Annotated in this window: 11 protein-coding genes; 1 reads left to right on the forward strand and 10 read right to left on the reverse strand. The window is 36.5% G+C overall.

Annotation, left to right across the window (positions count from 1 at the left end; genetic code table 11):
• Positions 1 to 93: 93 nt before the first annotated feature.
• The 8 genes from HZI73_RS20930 to HZI73_RS20965 form a co-directional block, all read right to left on the reverse strand.
• Entirely contained in the window at positions 94 to 1,611 is a 1,518-nt protein-coding gene (locus HZI73_RS20930; protein ID WP_212695304.1) for a response regulator, read from the reverse strand.
• Positions 1,612 to 1,619: 8 nt separating this feature from the next.
• Positions 1,620 to 3,398, reverse strand: a complete 1,779-nt coding sequence (locus HZI73_RS20935) for a sensor histidine kinase (protein WP_212695305.1) — start codon at positions 3,396 to 3,398, stop codon at positions 1,620 to 1,622.
• A 75-nt stretch (positions 3,399 to 3,473) separates the two neighbouring features.
• Entirely contained in the window at positions 3,474 to 5,609 is a 2,136-nt protein-coding gene (recQ, locus tag HZI73_RS20940; protein WP_212695306.1) for a DNA helicase RecQ, read from the reverse strand.
• 58 nt (positions 5,610 to 5,667) lie between these two features.
• Entirely contained in the window at positions 5,668 to 6,609 is a 942-nt protein-coding gene (locus tag HZI73_RS20945; RefSeq protein ID WP_212695307.1) for a hypothetical protein, read from the reverse strand.
• 61 nt (positions 6,610 to 6,670) lie between these two features.
• A complete protein-coding gene (locus HZI73_RS20950; protein WP_212695308.1) occupies positions 6,671 to 7,285 on the reverse strand; it encodes a TadE family protein in 615 nt (204 codons plus the stop codon).
• 31 nt (positions 7,286 to 7,316) lie between these two features.
• Positions 7,317 to 7,928, reverse strand: a complete 612-nt coding sequence (locus HZI73_RS20955) for a prepilin peptidase (protein ID WP_212695309.1) — start codon at positions 7,926 to 7,928, stop codon at positions 7,317 to 7,319.
• Positions 7,925 to 9,115, reverse strand: a complete 1,191-nt coding sequence (locus HZI73_RS20960) for a TadE/TadG family type IV pilus assembly protein (RefSeq protein ID WP_212695310.1) — start codon at positions 9,113 to 9,115, stop codon at positions 7,925 to 7,927. Before HZI73_RS20960 ends, HZI73_RS20955 begins: the two co-directional genes overlap by 4 nt.
• A gap of 36 nt (positions 9,116 to 9,151) precedes the next feature.
• Positions 9,152 to 12,589 carry a DUF5702 domain-containing protein gene (locus HZI73_RS20965; RefSeq protein ID WP_212695311.1) on the reverse strand — a complete coding sequence of 1,146 codons (3,438 nt, stop codon included), beginning with the start codon at positions 12,587 to 12,589 and terminating at the stop codon, positions 9,152 to 9,154.
• Positions 12,590 to 13,044: 455 nt separating this feature from the next.
• Between HZI73_RS20965 and HZI73_RS20970 the strand changes: the two genes are divergently transcribed.
• Positions 13,045 to 14,298 carry an MFS transporter gene (locus tag HZI73_RS20970; protein ID WP_212695312.1) on the forward strand — a complete coding sequence of 418 codons (1,254 nt, stop codon included), beginning with the start codon at positions 13,045 to 13,047 and terminating at the stop codon, positions 14,296 to 14,298.
• A 120-nt stretch (positions 14,299 to 14,418) separates the two neighbouring features.
• Here HZI73_RS20970 and HZI73_RS20975 read toward each other — a convergent pair whose 3' ends face one another.
• On the reverse strand, positions 14,419 to 15,588 hold the full coding sequence (locus HZI73_RS20975) for a glycoside hydrolase family 88 protein (protein WP_212695313.1): 1,170 nt from the start codon (positions 15,586 to 15,588) through the stop codon (positions 14,419 to 14,421).
• Between the two features lie 160 nt (positions 15,589 to 15,748).
• A complete protein-coding gene (locus HZI73_RS20980) occupies positions 15,749 to 17,857 on the reverse strand; it encodes a hypothetical protein (protein WP_212695314.1) in 2,109 nt (702 codons plus the stop codon).
• Between the last annotated feature and the right edge of the window lie 49 nt (positions 17,858 to 17,906).

Below are 17,906 nucleotides of genomic sequence, written 5' to 3' on the forward strand. Positions count from 1 at the left end.
AATATAGGGGTCAAACTTGTATAATATGCTACTTTTTCACAAGATTGACCCCTTTTTTTATATATAACAACCATAAAATGTCTTATTTCTTAACTATTCACTTCTATATTGACTAGAAATTTCGAATTCCTTTGGCGTAATACCAACATATTTTTTAAAACTTTTACTAAAATAAGCGGCATCGATATAGCCTACCATGGATGCTATTTCAGAATGTTTATACACATTTTTCATCAATAACTCCTTTGATTTCTGCATCCGTAGCTCAATAATGTAGTTATTCATGGTCTTACCCATCACTTTTTTAAACACACGCCTTACATAACTGATATCCAAATGGAGGGCTTCACCAATCATACGTATGGATAGTGCAGGATCTGCATAGTTGTCCTTAATAAAATCAACACTGTCTTCAGCAACTTTTTGTGCTTTGGTCCGCTTAACGGTTTTATTTTGCTTAATGGATTCCACATAAAATTGTATCACATGCTCTTTTATTTCACTGATTTTTTTATGTCTAAAGTTATAGTGCATGCTATCGCCATCAGCATATCTACCACTGGTGTTTTCTGTGATTGTGGAATAACAAATTGACATGAGTCCATTGCTAATGGTAATTAAATGCTCATAATCCACCTTTTCTTTTTCCAGGTGTTCAAAGATGTTCTCTAGCTGCATGATCACCTTCTGTTGGTCACCGCTTCGTAGGGCCACTAATAATTGTTCTAAATCCGTGATGGAGTAAAAATACTTGGCGATATCGGACGGGTTCGTCTTATACAGTTTTACACCTTTTTCACCAAAGATAATGCCGTTATTAACCATCTCTAATGCCTGTTTATAGGAGTTACCAATCTCAAGTATGGTGTCACACACATGACCAATTCCCACCAAAGGCTGTTCTAATGGGGTCCCATATTTATCGAGGAAACATTGAAACCGGTTCATCAGTTCAGTCTTGTTCTTTTTATCCCCCAGTTCATAAAAGCAAATGATCTGAGAGATGCCATTTTTAATAAAAAGTATGCTGTTATCCATGGAAAAGTGGGATCTTAAGCGCTTTATTAACCGTTGGCGACTTTGTTCCTTTGAACAATACATCACACTTATTTGAAAATACATTTTTTTATCTAAGTCAAAGTACTCTTTTGCTATGGCTATGTTTTCATCCACTGGATTGAATAATAAATTGTAAATCATGGACTTCTTATGACGCATGGTGCTCATGTCATCTTTTTGAATCTGTTTTTTAGCTTGTACTAACGCATGTTCTAACTCTTCTACATCGAAAGGCTTTAATAAATAGTCTCTTACATCCAGTTTCATACTTTTCCTGACATATTCTATTTCATCACTTCCTGTGATAATAATAATATATGTTTTAATGTGATGCTCTTTGATAAACTCCGCTAGTGCCAATCCATCCATTAAGGGCATAATCATATCCAGTAAAATGATATCCGGTTGACACGCCTTTATTTTCATCAAAGCATCTTCCCCATCGGTAGCTTCTGCACACACATCAAGGGATAATTTATCCCAATCAACTATTTTTCGCACATATTCCCTTGCTAATGGCTCATCGTCTACAATCAACACTTTATACATCATAACGCCCCTTAATTGTGATTTTGCAACTTAATACCCCTGCCAATTCTTAATTGTACAGTGGTTCCTCTATTTATCTCACTTATAATTTCCAGACCATAATCCAGTCCATAATATAGTTTGAGTCTTTCATCAACATTAATAATCCCATAAGGTTTATTCAGGTTCATTTCTGAAGATCTGGAGAAAATCTTCTTAATGAGCTCTTGTTGTATACCAACACCATTATCGGATACATTGAGCATGATACCTTTTTCATATAAATGTCCAGTAATGAGGATAATTCCCTTTTTCTTCTTTGCTTTTAACCCATGGTAAATTGCATTCTCTACAAGGGGTTGTAGTGTAAATTTGGGAATAACATCATTCAAAATCTCGTCTGAAACATCCAATTCAAAATCAAAAACGTCCGGATAACGAATTCTTTGAATATAGAGATATTTCTCCACTAAAGCCACTTCTCTTTTTATAGGAATAATTTCATCACCTTTACTAAGTGCAATACGATAAAAGTCTGCGATATTTTTTGTTGCTTTCATGACTTCTTGTCTTCGGTCAAGTGCTGCAAGCCTATTAATAATATCCAGTGTATTGTACAAGAAGTGGGGTTTTATTTGTGATTGCAATAAGGCTAATTCATACTCTCTCTTTTTCTTTTCGTTTTCATCAATACGTCTTAACAGCCTTTGATTTCGGTCTATCATTGTATTAAAACTATCATTAAGGATGCCGATCTCGTCACCTCGATTGGCTGTTATATGCTTGCTTAAGATACCATCTTTTAATTTTTTCATGTGATCCGTAAGGCCCTTTAGAGGCCTGGTTATTGTCTGGGATAACTTCATGGCACTTATGAGTGCAATAAAAAACACAAAACCACCAATCAACATCAGTGTTTTTGTCATTTTATCCACATCTCTCGTCAGTTCATCTAAGGGGGTCAAACTAATGACTTTCCAATCCGTATTGGTGATGGGGATCGCATTGGCTAAAACTGTTTTTCCATCCACCTGAATCTCTTGATATTTGGTATCTACAGTGTTGTTTATGGCATCTAAATCAAATGTTGTGGCAATTTCCTCTCGAATATCCGATGAAACAATCTTATTGTTACCATCCACAATCCTATAGACAACTTCTTTTGATGACCCTACATTTTTATACACTTGAAAGAGATTACTCTCATGAATATTTAATACAATATATCCCATATCTTTTGCCGTTAATATATTTCTTAATTTTTTTACAAAGGAAACATGATATTCATCGGGGTCAGCAGACAAAACTTCTTTCTTATGAACAGGTAACCATCCACCCCTTCTATCCACTTTCTGTATGTCACGAAAAAAATCACTTGTCTTAATATTACCTACTCGATAGACATTGACTGATAGGATGGAGGTGATATAGTCTCCCTTATTATTCACGTAGGTAATGGCATCTATTCGATTAAATAATATTTTTGACATAAGAAGAGCTGTGGTCACATGTTGGACATCATTAAGATTCTTGTTATCCACATCACCAAATTTTACATAATTATTCACATTGATAATCGCCGCATTGGCACAGCTGTTTGCTTCTTCAATTAAATTCTCAATATTAGCTCCTATGAGTTCTAAATCATGTTTCACATTCTGGGACGCATTTTCAATAATGATACCCTTGGTAATGTTGTTGGCCAATAATGTAATAAGAAAGATACTGCCTATCAAAATGGGAAGAAAAACAATCCGTATTCTGGTGGAGATGGACATTTCATATAGATTTTTTTTCATTCTATCTAACATCACGTACACCTCCCAAGACTTATCATTATCTTTATTATAACCTTTTTCTGCTATTTGAAAAGGATGAAATGATGATTATGTTAAACCGTGTTTGGCTATAACCGCTTTGATGGCATTATAAGTGACACATGCTTCTGAGGCTTCTTTAATAGGTTTTAACCGTTCAGTACCTAATGTTTTAATGGTTTCTAGAATGGTTTCTTCATAACCTTCTGGTATAAATTGATCCATATCCAGATCAAACCCCATGGTATAGGCTTCAAATATATGATTTTCCACTGTCCTTATTTGAATAGCACGTTCTTTGGCCACTGCCGAAATATCTTGCAATTCCAAAAAGAGCTTAGCGGATAGGAAGCAAGATGGCTCCTTTTGTTTCTTAGGTTTGGTTGATGGTTCTGCTTGTTTATACATGTCTATATCATCGACTTGAATCTGGTGTGCTTCCACATACTTTGCAATGTCATCTATAAACTGCTGGCCATATTTTTTGAACTTGGCTTCCCCAACACCTTTTACCCTTAACATGGCTGTTTGGTTCATGGGGTATTGTTTGCACATGTCCCTCAGAGAAGCATCACTGAAGACCACATAAGGTGGTACATGCTCTTTTGATGCAATATCTCTTCTTAGCTGCCTTAATTGTTCAAATAAGACTTCTTCTACTTGAACATCTTCTTCTTCCATCACATTGCGGTATACTTGTTCCATACCTTTTAAGACTTTCACACCACGCTTTGTTAATTTCACAATAGGGAATTCATCATGTGTCATATGGAGATATTCCTCTGCAATTAATAGGTTGATACGGTCTTTGATGGCATCAATGGTTAAATTAGATAAAAGACCGTAAGTGGATAAATGATGAAAACCTAATTGTAATACCCGTTTGTTTTTAGAGCCTTTTAAAACCTCTGCAATAATCTTGGTGCCAAATCGTTCTTTCATGCGTACCACACAGGATAGGATTTTTTGTGCTTCGATGGTCATGTCTTCTTTGATAATCTGACCATTACAGTTACTGCAATTATCACAGTTATCCTCGATCTGTTCATCTCCAAAGTAGGCTAAAATATACTTTCGCAGACAATACGTAACATGGGCATATTGGGTCATCTGCTGTAGCTTCTCATACTTCATATGCTTTCGCACATCATCCAAATCCTCGGATTGGTCAATGAGATATCGCCTTAGCTGAACATCTGCTGCACCAAATAGAAGGATGCAGTTAGACGGCAAACCATCTCTTCCTGCTCTACCAGCTTCTTGGTAATAGGCTTCAATATTCTCAGGCATATTATAGTGAATCACATAACGGACATTGGATTTATCAATCCCCATCCCAAATGCATTGGTAGCTACCATCACATCCACATCATCGTATAAGAACTTCTCTTGATTCTGTTTTCGTTCTTCTGGACCCATACCACCATGATACATACCTGCACGGAGGCCTTCCTTAAGCAATAATTTACATATTTTTTCTGTTTCTTTTCGGGTGCCAGCATAGATAATACCTGCTTCTTTTTGGTGTTTTGAGGTATAATCCACGATAAAATGATGTTTATTAACCCCTTTTAGGACAGTAAACGTAAGATTTTCACGGTTATACCCGTTTTTTATTAATGCAGGATTTTGTAATTTTAATTGTTGAATCATGTCTTCTTGTACACGTTCCGTTGCTGTTGCTGTTAGAGCAGCTACAACGGGACGCTCCGGAAGTTTCTCAATAAAGTCATGGATGGCCCTATAACTTGGACGAAAATCATGTCCCCACTGGGAAACACAATGGGCTTCATCCACAGCAATAAAAGCAATCTGTATTTCCTTGGCCATCTGCTGAATGCTTTCTGTTTCCAACCGTTCAGGTGCAACATAGATGATGTCATATTTTCCCTTTATGACATCATCTAATCGCTGGTTAATGGCTTGATACGTCAGCATGCTGTTGATGTATGTAGCCTGAATGCCTACTGAATCAAGAGCATCCACCTGATCTTTCATTAAGGATATAAGAGGGGAAATAACCATCGTAACCCCATCAAAAAGTAAAGCAGGTATCTGATAGCAGATGGATTTCCCCCCGCCCGTTGGCATGATGACCATGGTATCTTGCTTATTCAAAATATGTGTTATGGCTTCTTCTTGACCTTGTTTAAAGGTATCATAGCCATATACTTTTTTCAATATACTTCGTGCTTCCTCTATCATGTGCGCCACCTTTTTATACTCTCCTGTAATCTACCCACCATCATTATTTTGTCATGTACTATAAGATTTCTTGATGCCCAATAATAAGCTTTCTCTCTTTTGAACGCTTGAGTATCTCTTCTTCAATGGATAAACGCTTGTGATGCAATTGACGGTTAAGGTCAATGACATCCCACCTGGTACCTTCAACCCTTGTCATAATACCTTCCAGCTTACCTTCTGCAATCATTTCCTCAAAAAGTCCATCTAACCAATAATGAACATAGGTTAAATAATCTTCAATATGTACATCTTCTGAAAACTCTTCAGCAATATCACCTAATTCTCTTAGATATTTTCTCACGAGCTTTTGAATATCAAAAAATATCCCTAAGTTTTCACCAATGGAGTTTTTTTGTTCATCTCCTAATATACCACCATTACGTATTTGAATAAAGCCTAAATTTTGAACTTTTTCGATGAGGGCTTCTGCTTTTTTTAAGGTAAAGCGTAAATCTTCACCTGCTATGTAGGCTTCTTTCATTTCTTGATTTTGACTTTTTAAGGTAACGATTCTATTATTCACAGCCGATAAACGATCCGCCTCTTCTGTTTCTTGTAATAAAATCTTTTTTTCTTTTATTTTTACGGCTTGTCTGTATTCATCCATCAGTACTTCATATGTACTTAGTTGATGCTTTATGGCATCTATTTCTCTATTTATCGACCCGATTGCTTTTACATAGCTGTCATATTTTAATTTTGCTACCATGGCTTCTTGTTCTTCTTTTAGACGTTTTTTCTCTTTTAACAAGAAGATGGTATAGATAATATTTTCCAGTGTGAATTTATGCAGTTTCTCTTTATGCTGCATATCTCTTTCAAGTTTTTTCTGTTGCTGGTCTCTTTTTTGAATCAGTTCGTGCCGTTCCTTTAAGACTTTGTGATATCGCTTATTCAGTCTTTGCTGTTCCTTTACTTTATTTTCTAAATAAAGTAATCTCTCATGTAAGACTTCCATGCTTAACCTCCAATATACTAAACTTTATCCCATGTCATGATAACATTTCGTATCATGTAGACTATAAGTTTTCAAAGAAACCTATAATGTCTTTTACTTTTTCTCTGTATTTTTCTTTTGCTGCTTTTACTGGACCAAGATAATCCGATAAATCATCCAAGTAGTCCATGTTTCGAATAACTTCTGCCGGATCCCTCATGCTGGTTTTACTCTGAACAACCATGTTTATGCCTGTGCTTATACCTAATAATTGATTAACCGGATCAAGAGGTGTACTGAATTTTTTCCTTACTTCTATGGTTAAATGCTGTTTCAAGATATAATTTTTTATATCTGTCGTCATATGCAACTGATCATCTTTTAACAGCAATCGCCTCTGTGCTTCTTTTTTGATAAAAGCGCTAACGTCATCTTCATATCCTCCTTGCTTCGCCCATCGCCAATATAACCCTTTACTAAGACGCTCTTTTGGTGTCAAGACATGTCCTGATTGAATATCTACCCGATTGGCATAAGCCAGTTCAAATCTTTCTGCCGCTTCATTGGTGATGGCTTTTAATACGGTTGAATCGTGCAGGTAGATACTCATATACAAAAGGCTAACAATAGCAAAGAAAACTATGGGGAATATAAGTGAAGCTTCTACGGTTAGACTTCCTCGCCATTTTGTCTGCAATTTCCTCACCTCGTTTTCATGCATCATACATTTATATGACCATTAAGAGCATATAAGCCATCAGTAAAAAAGGAACCAAAGGTAATCTGGTCTTTCGATTAACCACACGAAAAGTCAGTAAAATAAGGCCTACTACCCCACTAATTACAAGTCCATAGAGTAAAATAGCAATGGCCATCTTATAACCCAAGACAAGACCCACTACGCTAATGACGAATGCATCCCCCATACCTAGTGCACCCCGGGTTATACGGGATAAGGCCACTAAACTTCCACCAACAGCTATACAGCCTATGAGTGCATCTTGCCATACTAGATTAGGGTTGAGTATGACCATGCATACGCCAATAACCCCACCCAGAATAAGGGCATCCATAGGCACTTCACGATACCTGATATCATGGACACTCATACTCATTAATAGCCATGTTATAAAACTCATTGCAATAAATTGATTGGTTAACCCATAGCGGTTATATAAGAAAAGTATACTGACTGTCAGTATGCTTGTTATCCCTATGGCATACAGGTATTTCTGTTTTTCAAGGATAGAACTGCTCTGTTTTTTTATGCTATGTATCTTAAGTGTATACACACTTGTTAGTAGACCTAAGATACTACCCATGATGCATATATACGTCATTTTTTATTTAAAGCCTCCCTTATTTGAACACATTGTCCCTTACATGGTGTCCTATCCCCTACGTCACTGAGTTTGATTGCTGAAACTTTCTGTGAGTAATGGGTAGAGCATAATGGTTTCACATGATAACCATTGGTACCTTTCTCACTTGGAATATGATAAACCGTAAGTAATGTATCCTTATCAATGCCTTTTGAACACCTATCACAGAGCTTAGATTGATGCCGTTCTGGTACGTAATCCATGGGATAACTTATCTTTTGTACACATCTGCGATAGAAATGATAGACTGAGCGTCCTTCAACAACGTAAACAATCCGCTCATCTTCACCTTCAGAGCTTCTACTTGCTATACCTTCAGGTTTCACATATACTTGTTCACTGTTCCCATTGCCAGTAAACCCTCGCACTTTTACACGTTGTAACATGGCTATTTTCTTTAAGCCAGGAACAGGGATGGGTATGGCAAGGTCATAATATACAATCAGATCAATATCTTCATCTGCTAACATAAATCTGGAACGCTTAAAATCTAAGCCCTTTTTTCCCCCTATAATAAACCATTTATCCAATTGTTCTTCCGATAGATATTGATTCATGAACACTTCCGCCATCTTCGTACCTACAACATTATTGGTAACTTCAATGCCTTCAACAAGACATTGATTCATAAGGGTACTCTCCATCTGGTGTAAAAGGGTTTCTGTAGATGTGATGATATGGTTTATGCTGTCATAGGCTGTTATTGCTTGAAGAAATACATTATCTTTAATATGCTTCGCGTGCTCTGTATAGCCTTTAATGTAGGCTCCTAGAGATGACTTTCCCTCCATGTCCTCATAACCATTAGAAGGTTTTAAAGCATGTGTCCGCACATAGGTACGTGCTCCTTCAAGGGTACTATAGAGGTATTTTGAGTGTTGTATCATGGTATCCAGATTATCCTTAGCATTGCCTGCTTTCCCTAGGGCTGTTTGATAGATATCTTGTTCAGCGTTTAGTAGCTCTGTTTTCTCTAATAGATACGCGTAGGTTGCCATTTCATTAGCGGTTTCAGACAAAGCATATTGAATACTTTCATGAATAAACATGATTTTAATGATATATACCACGGAAAGGATGGCCATGAGAAATATAGGTAGTACAACGGCTGCTTCTACGGTTAAAGACCCTTGTAATTTTTTCATTGGGTTATACCTCATTTCCTTTAAGGTGTCTCATGTTTAATACGTCATAGCTGTACGAATGGTGAATGTGTACCTGTTTTTGGCTCTATCCCTTGATTTTTCTGGCATAAAAGGAAGTCCAAAAAACATATAATTAACAGATACTTCCGCAGTCACCTCATAACCTGCCCCATAATCCGTTAGAACCAATGACGAATCCTCTCTATTTTTTTGCAGATTGAACTGAATCAAATCCATGACACGGTACAGTTTTAAATCATCATCAATACCAATCAATAACATCAGTCGCAGATAATCATTGTACGAAAAACTTGGCATCAACGATGCATAGTTCTTTTCTATGGGCTGGCTCCATACCTCATTTAACCGTTGGTTTAATGTTTCATCAATATTTTTCTGAATATCTGTGGTGATTCGGTTAATTTCTTTCTTGGTGACATCTTTATACTTAGAAGCCGTCTCTTTTACCAATTGATTCACTTTATTTTCAAATTGATCGGATATACCTTCAACTTGCCCCGTAACCTTACTAACGATTGCTTGTTTTGTGTTTTCAATTTTTCTCTTGGCTTTGCTCAGAATTTCTTTTTTTATGGTGAGTAATTCGGCGTAAGACGCCTCCATAATCTGATGACCATAATCCCTATAGATGATGGTTATAAGGTGATTGCTTAAGCCACTATCTTTTATCTGATGATAATCCTTAGCCGTTGGTTTTTCACCTATTTCGTCACGGATATGATGAAAAGTGTCATCAATAATGCCATCAACTACCCTGTCCACTTCATCCAGTGAATATTGAATTGTTCGCTCCGCTTGGTCTAGAACTTCTCCCATTTTATTCTGAACATAGCTCCCCACATCATCGTTAAATCGATAAGCCACATAAGACACCTGATGTTGAACACTATTTGATAGGGCATCGATGAGTTGCACCGATTGATCGGCAGCATAGTCCCCTACTTCTTCCACAATGCCTTTAACAATACCATTAAAACTTGTATACCAATCTGTTCTCGTCTTTAGAAAAGGTACTTTCTTACCTTCAAGTAAATACCTCACATCCACAAGGGACTCCACATAACTCCACGCAGCCATCATTAACGCTGCAACAATGTAAACACCCAGACCAAAGGTCCACCACCCTGCAATAGACGTAGCTACCCCCATGATAAACGTACGTTTTTCCGTATTGGTAAGTAGATGTAGGTAGTTCATCACAAAGCGTATCCCCATGATGGTATGGGACACGTATTGTAAGTTGGTTTTTTCATGAAGGCTTCCTCGAAGAATGTACTCCACTTCATGGTTGAGGTAATGGGTATCCTTAGGATAACCACTTAAGGTTACTGGGTCACCACCTTGTCCATGGTCTGTAGCCGTTGCAAACTGACCCATAATATACTCATTGATATAGAGTTCATTTCTAAGGTTCATGGTGGTATTGCTGATTTTATCCCCTATACGAGAAAACATATCCAAGGATTTATCCATAAACTTATTTTGCTTCTCATTGATAAAATCCATTTTTTCATCTGTAACCAATGGCTGAGACTCATCTGGATGGGCTATAGATGGTCGTATGGTGGTATTCACTTCACCTGTTACATCATGGTTTGCCTCTATGGATAAGCTATTCTCGGATATCTTGGTTACGTGATTTCTTGGGTCTTGCTTTTCTTTTTCCTCTTTGCTCAATGTCCTCATATCACCGTAGTCAAAAGCCATGTAGTCATAATGATAACCTTGAAGTCCTGTATGAATGATTTTCATCTGTTGCGATACATGGGCTACAAATCCATGATCTGTAAAACCTCTTAAATTCTGTATATAATTCGTTGGATAAGAGAAATAGGGTTGACCTGTTTGCTGATTGACTTCTTGCATAAAAGCCCGTAGCACTTGGTTTTCTGTATGTGGGTCAAATTGTTGATGGAGCATATAATAGAGATGATACCTGTTCATGTATTGAAACAGTTCTTGTCCCACTGGTACTATGGTTTCTAATTGCTTGATGTTTTTTTCCAACTCATCTTTCATGGCTACAACATTATTGGTCAGATGATAGGTTTTCTTAGGATCATCTGGGATGGCTAATCGCCCTTTCAAGGTCTTTAGTTCACCTTCCATGGATGTAACAGCTGATTCAATTAAGTCATCTTTATGCTGATTCAACTCTTGTTCAAGTCCATTAATGGACTGTTTTATATGAAAACTTTCCTTCTCTATCCGTTCTATGACATCTAAAGCATGGTGGTTAGCAGCTCGATACAAGGCTAAAGTGTTGATATACTGCACATGATACAGCATACGCTCTCTAGCATGATACACTTTCTCTGTCTCATGATGAAAATGATCATGTGATGCGCGTTCCTCTTGCTCTAGCGTATTTATCCTCTCAGAAACATCATCCATACTTGTTTGAAGCTCAGAAACCATATGTTCAAGCTGCCTTATTGCGTCTGATGTATACGCATCTTCCGTTTCGTGACTTCCATCCTCGTTCAAATCATCAATGGCTAACATCTGAGCCGCTATTAAACGAGAAAGCTCAGAACGCTTAGCGCTTATGTCACTTTGCAGACTTGATAGCTCATTTCTTTTTTCACTTAATTGCTGCCTGATATGGTATAAACGTTTGTACGTTGATACCATACTGCCACGATGACGGTCAAATTGATGCATATACGTGGTCACTAGCGGTTCTTTTTCATAGAGACGAAAAATTTTCTGATTCAATGTATGTTTTACAGCGTCATCTGGAATTGTGTTAAGAAAGGTTTTGTCTTGTTCTTTTTGGTATGCCATCTTTTTAACAAAATAGTCCTCATAGGTGATATGACCATTTTTCGTTATATGAAGACCGTCGATGTACTTTTCAAGTTCTCGGTATAAATCATCAATTTCTGTTACGCTCTTTTCCACTTCCATCTTCTTCTTTACATATTTTGTTGTCTTGGTCGCCTTGGTAATGAGCTGAAGTTTTTCTAAAAAGGGTTCAATCAGAAGCATAGGAGCGCGATATTTCATGTATTCGAGTATCTGGAGTTGTATGTAATCGGTATTGCCTTCAACCAGGTTACTTGTGGGTTTTATATGCAATACTTCCAGATTATAATCGTATAACTGAAAAGGGTCTTTTGGGGGGTCTTTATATAATAGTTGATGCATTTGATTTAATTCTGGTAGATTTTTCTTAGGTTGTAATGCTGCTAAAGCATACATTTCTATTTGATCGTCTATGGGTGTCTGTTCATCCTCTTTCGTGGCAAACATACCATATTCATGAGCCATGTTTACATCATAATTGGCTATAACGGATTGGGTGGCAGACCGTAGAGCTCTCAATGCTTGCATTTTAGCGATTTGTATACGTGTACCATCAATGACCGTACATGTAAATACGATAATAATCAGTAAAATACAACTCAAAAAAACCGTCACCGATCCTTCTGCTTTGCTGTTTTTTATCACGTGTCTCACCTCATTGTAGCTCTTATTATAAAGGAATTACCATAATTTGTCTATGACTTTTTATACTTTTTGTAATTATTTGAATTAATATGATGAAGATTGATGAATATTGATAGTTTATACCATGTTTATCATTGTGTTTCGTGTAAGCAAAAACATGTTTTTTATCATAATATTTTCAAGTGTCATAGGTGACCGTTATAAAATAGGATAAGGTAACATTATATATTGCTTTAAATCATATACTTTCTATGATTATGGTTAATTAATAAACCATGGGCGTCTTACGTCTTTATGATTCGTGACGATGCTTTCTGAATACTTATGACCTATCTAGGTAGGGCTATCTACTATAATTAGGCAAGGTCATGTATTGACATTTTGCTAAGATGGTTTTACAATCAGTCATATGTATACATTTAAGTCACTTCATGAAGGTAATGTATAGGGGTCTTATGATGAAAAATAAAGTCGTAACAAAAAAACAACGATCAGACTATAATTTAAAAATTAATGTGTTTAATGGTGTGGCCTTTGCTATATCCTTAAACTTAGTTAAACCATATTATGCAAAATTTGCTGAACGCTTAGGTGCTAATGACTATCATTTTGCACTTCTCAATGCGCTTCCTGCTCTTCTAAGTGTTTTTGCCTTTTTACCTGGGGCACTGATGATAGAAAAAGCCAAGAGCAAAACAACAATAACCAGTAAGTTTTTATTGGTACAAAAACTCATCTACTTATCCATTATTTTTGTACCCTTTTTAGGAACTGTTAATCAACCCCTTTTATTTGTTGTACTTATTGGACTTATGAATTTCCCAGGTTCCGTTGCCATCATGGGCTATCAATCCTCCATTGGTGATATATTCAACCCTCGTGAGCGGAGCCGTGCCATGAGCCTTCGTAATCGTTTTTCGGATTTTTTCCGACTAATTGTTTCCTTTATAGCCGGGCAGGTACTCACGTTGGTACCCAAAACGCCAGAAGATACGCTGATCTTATATCAAATCTTTTTTGGTATTGCTTTTTTATTTGGCATCATCGAAATGGTCTCTTTACTTAAGTTCAAAAGCCATAAGGAAGAAGTTGCCCTACCAGATGTACATAAAATAGCCTATTTAACCTTATTTAAAGATACCATAAGAAGCATACCTGGCAATAGAAAATTTGTATCCTTTATTGTATGTTCCATTCTTTTTCATTTTGGTTGGCAGATGGGATGGCCATTATTCAGTATCTATACCATTAAGAACCTTGGCGCTAATGAGTCTTGGCTGAGCATCATGACCATCTCCAGTGGTATAAGTTCCATTATTGCTTCTATTTTTTGGGCAAAATTAGCCGATAAAAAAGGCAATAGCTTTACTTTGGCTATTGCTACCATGGGCATGGCCATTACACCTATTTTTTATGCCATATCCAGAAGTTTGTTTGTTCTGGTCTTTTTTGTCATGTCCGTTGGTGTCTTTGTGGCAGGGACTGTCTTAACGTTGTTTAATTTACTGTTGGAAGTTACACCCAATGAAAATCGAACCATTTATATTGCTGTTTACAATATTTTAATTAATATATCAGCAACCATAGCGCCTCTATTAAGTGTATGGATTAAGGATATGACATCCATCTATCTTGCTCTTGTGGTGGTTGCTATCATGCGTATGATTGGCAGTATTGCTTTCTTTATACGCAATAAACGGTTGGTTTAGTGATAACGAAAAAGAGGCCATTTGCAATGGAAGTATTTGTTCCATTAGCAAACCACCTCTTCTTATACTATAAAATAACTTATTCCTTTATTTATGTAGGCACCTACACACACATGGTATCTACCAATACAACTCCCAATCCTTGATTAAGCGTGTTAAAGCTTCAAAATAGAAGTAATCTCCCCATGTATTACACTCGTCTACACCGCTGTTGCCACAGGTATTATAGGGTGAACGTTTACCATACACACCGTGTAGAATTAGTCCATTGGACTTGGATGGATCTTTAACACTATAATGATCAATCAATGATTTGAGCATCTTAAGGGCTGCATCTTTGTAGTACTCACTGTCTTCTTTATCCATGTACTTAGCCATCTCAAGCATACCACAGATAGCGATAGCTGCTGCGGAACTATCTCTTGGTTCATCACTGCCATCGGTAAAGTCAAAATCCCAATAAGGCACAAGGTCTTGTGGCAAGTGTTCAATGAAGAAATTGGTAATATCCTTAAAGATTGGTATATAAGCCGGATTCTTTGTATAGCGGTAACTTAGAGCAACACCATATACACCCCATGCCTGGCCTCTTGACCAAGCAGAACCATCACGATAACCTTGACAAGTTACGCCCTTAAGGGGTTCACCTGTCTCTTGATTAAAGAAAAACGTATGGTAAGTGGAATGGTCATCCCTCATGATGTTTTTTAGAGAGGTGGTTATATGCTTCTTAGCAATATGAGCATACTTATCATCACCAGTTACCTCACTTGCCCAATACAACAAGGGCAGGTTAAGTAAGCAGTCAATAATGAGCCTGTAATTATCCGCTGCTCCTAATGCTCCCCATGCTTGAATAAATTCTCCTACTGGTTGATACCGGCTAATCAGTTGGTCCGCTGCAAGAATGGCCGCTTGTTTCCCCATTTCATTCCCTGTCAACTTATAAGCTGCAACACAGGATAAACTGTAAAGGAAGCCCATATCGTGATGATCCACGTTTTGTTTTTCTTTAATCCGTCTAAGAAAATCTTTTACTTGGATGTCAGCTGCTTGCTTATACCTATCGTCATTGGTATTTTCATAGGCTAACCAAATCTGTCCTGTCCAGAATCCTGTGGTCCAACTGTCGTTAGACTCAGGTTTGTAGAAATTATCCACACTGGCATCTTTTTTAAATAAATGTGTAAATTCTGGTAAGCTGCTTTTTACAATATCCACTGCATGATGAATGGCGCTTTTTACTTCTTGGTCTGTCACAGCTTGATAGCTTGAGAAATCTTTCATCATTCATTGTCCTCCTATTGATTTTGGCTATACAGCACTCATTTTTGTTTCACTATGTGAATCTTGATTATTTTATATGAAACTATTATACTATGCTCCATGGTAAAAATCAATTCAAAGGATGTAACATGATAACTTTTTACTAAATGAAACTTATTTTTTACTAATCAAATGATAGCTTCAATAATTCAATGCTTACATGGTTTTCTTCACCTTTTAATATAATATTGGCCTCTTTATCAAATGCATTAATCATTATATCTGTATTTTTAGAAACAGATATGATGACTTGTCTATCTCTATGTAATTCTTTGAATCCACCACAAACGAATTTAACGATATTGCCTTTTTCATCTACTTTAATCGCCATTACACCTATATAACGTCCTTCATAAACATGATGATTTATTTTTATTTTAAACGTCAATGGCTTATTCGTTAAAATAGAAGTCAAATCCGTCATAACAACAGAACCATCCTCCAGCATACACCCCTGTTTGATAGGGTTTGTTTTTATACCCTTGCTTAATACTTTATCTACTGAAAATTCTATAAGCTCTGCTTTTTGAGCAATACGACTGAACTGTCTACTACAACTTTTCCCTTCAAAATCATAATTAGCTTTTCCATCAATCATAACCGTACTATCTGTATGCGTACAATCTTCTAGAAAATCTAAAGTAGATTGCTTGGCGTATTCAGGATTCAAGAATAGAATAGAATCAAATACATGCCCATTGTATTCTATTTGTTTTTCACTGTTAATGCGTAATTGACCTTTTTCAATCTTGTCACTTGGAACTAACCCACACATAACCCCAGCATCCCATAGGGCTTGGCATTTTTCTAATATAAATAACCCACCATTGATATCATATGCATTCCTATATTCATTATGAGGATACCAATTTGCCAATGCAGGACGACCAAATACCACTAATAAATCCAATTTAGGCAGTGGTCCATTAAACCCATTTAATAGTCTAATTTTTTGTTCTATCTTTGTTATTGTTTTAGAAAACTGCTCATTTTTCATGTTAAATCTATTTTCACGACGATCATTATAGGCATGATAATGAATGCGATTATTATACCTTGCATCGATCATTGCTTTTTCATAGATTGGATATGGCCTGCCTTCCGTATAATACATATCGTACACAATGGGCTTAGGATGTGAACATGCTATGCCCATTCTTACTGGGTAAGACATATTTTCATCGGTTTGTCCATACTCTCTTGGTAAGTCCCACCACATGCACCCTGTTTCCCATATTTCATCATTGGTTAGTTTATTATGATACGTATTATGAAGTCCGATAAATATATCTTTTCCATAAACCTTCTTGGCATACTCATAAACAAAATTTTCCACCATAATGGGGCCTTCTTTTAAGACATCAAAATAATAATTTATCGCTTTGATTCTCATACCCTTATGATTCTCAGGCACATATCTCATCTCAAATATAGCCTGTTTTAAATCCATTCCTGTTTTATCATAAAATCGTTCTGCAAATGCCTTTCCGTAAAGTCTTTCTCTAAAAGGTTTCCACATGGCTTGAAAAGGTGGCGTTATTGGCATGGATTTGAACTCATCTAACCCGATGCCATCAAATGGAATCTCTGCATACCTATTAATGGCGTCATTAAAACTATTAATCGAAAACTGACTGAATAAATCTGGACTTCTATGATAATGAGCCGTTAAGATATAGGCTGTGTACCTTGCATATTTTACCCCTTCATCAATCTTAATTTTTATTCTTTCTTCATCTGAGTATAGGACTTGACATTGTTGCGTAATGTCCATCAATGAATCCTCTGCATAAAACCCTGCTCCAACTTTTTCAAATAATACAACGCTAAATAATTCGCTTTTTAGACTTTCTTGATTGCGATGACCTCTTGTATGTGCTTCATATTCCAACATGCCATCATCATCTAATAATGCTTCACCTTCAACAATCAAGGCTAAAGCATCATCCATACCTACAGCTTCGGCATTCCGCCATAATTGGAGACCTATTTTCACACCTAATTCATGTGCTCTTTCTACTGTTTCTTTAAAGGGTACTACCACATCATCGTAATCAAAAAAGGACAGCCCATCTCTAGAGGTAAGAAATAATAAATCAAAAGGCATTGTTTTACATATCTGCTCTAATTCCTGTATATAGGTTTTATTTTTTATCATATCTGGTGTCCAAAACCAATAGAGAATTTCAGGATGATTACTGTTACCAATTTCCTTCACATACTTGATTTTCATCTATTTCTCCTTTATAACTATTTTCAAAGCCTTTGCTAACGTTTAAATT

It is taken from the genome of Vallitalea pronyensis (assembly GCF_018141445.1).
GTDB classification, from domain to species: Bacteria; Bacillota; Clostridia; order Lachnospirales; family Vallitaleaceae; genus Vallitalea; species Vallitalea pronyensis.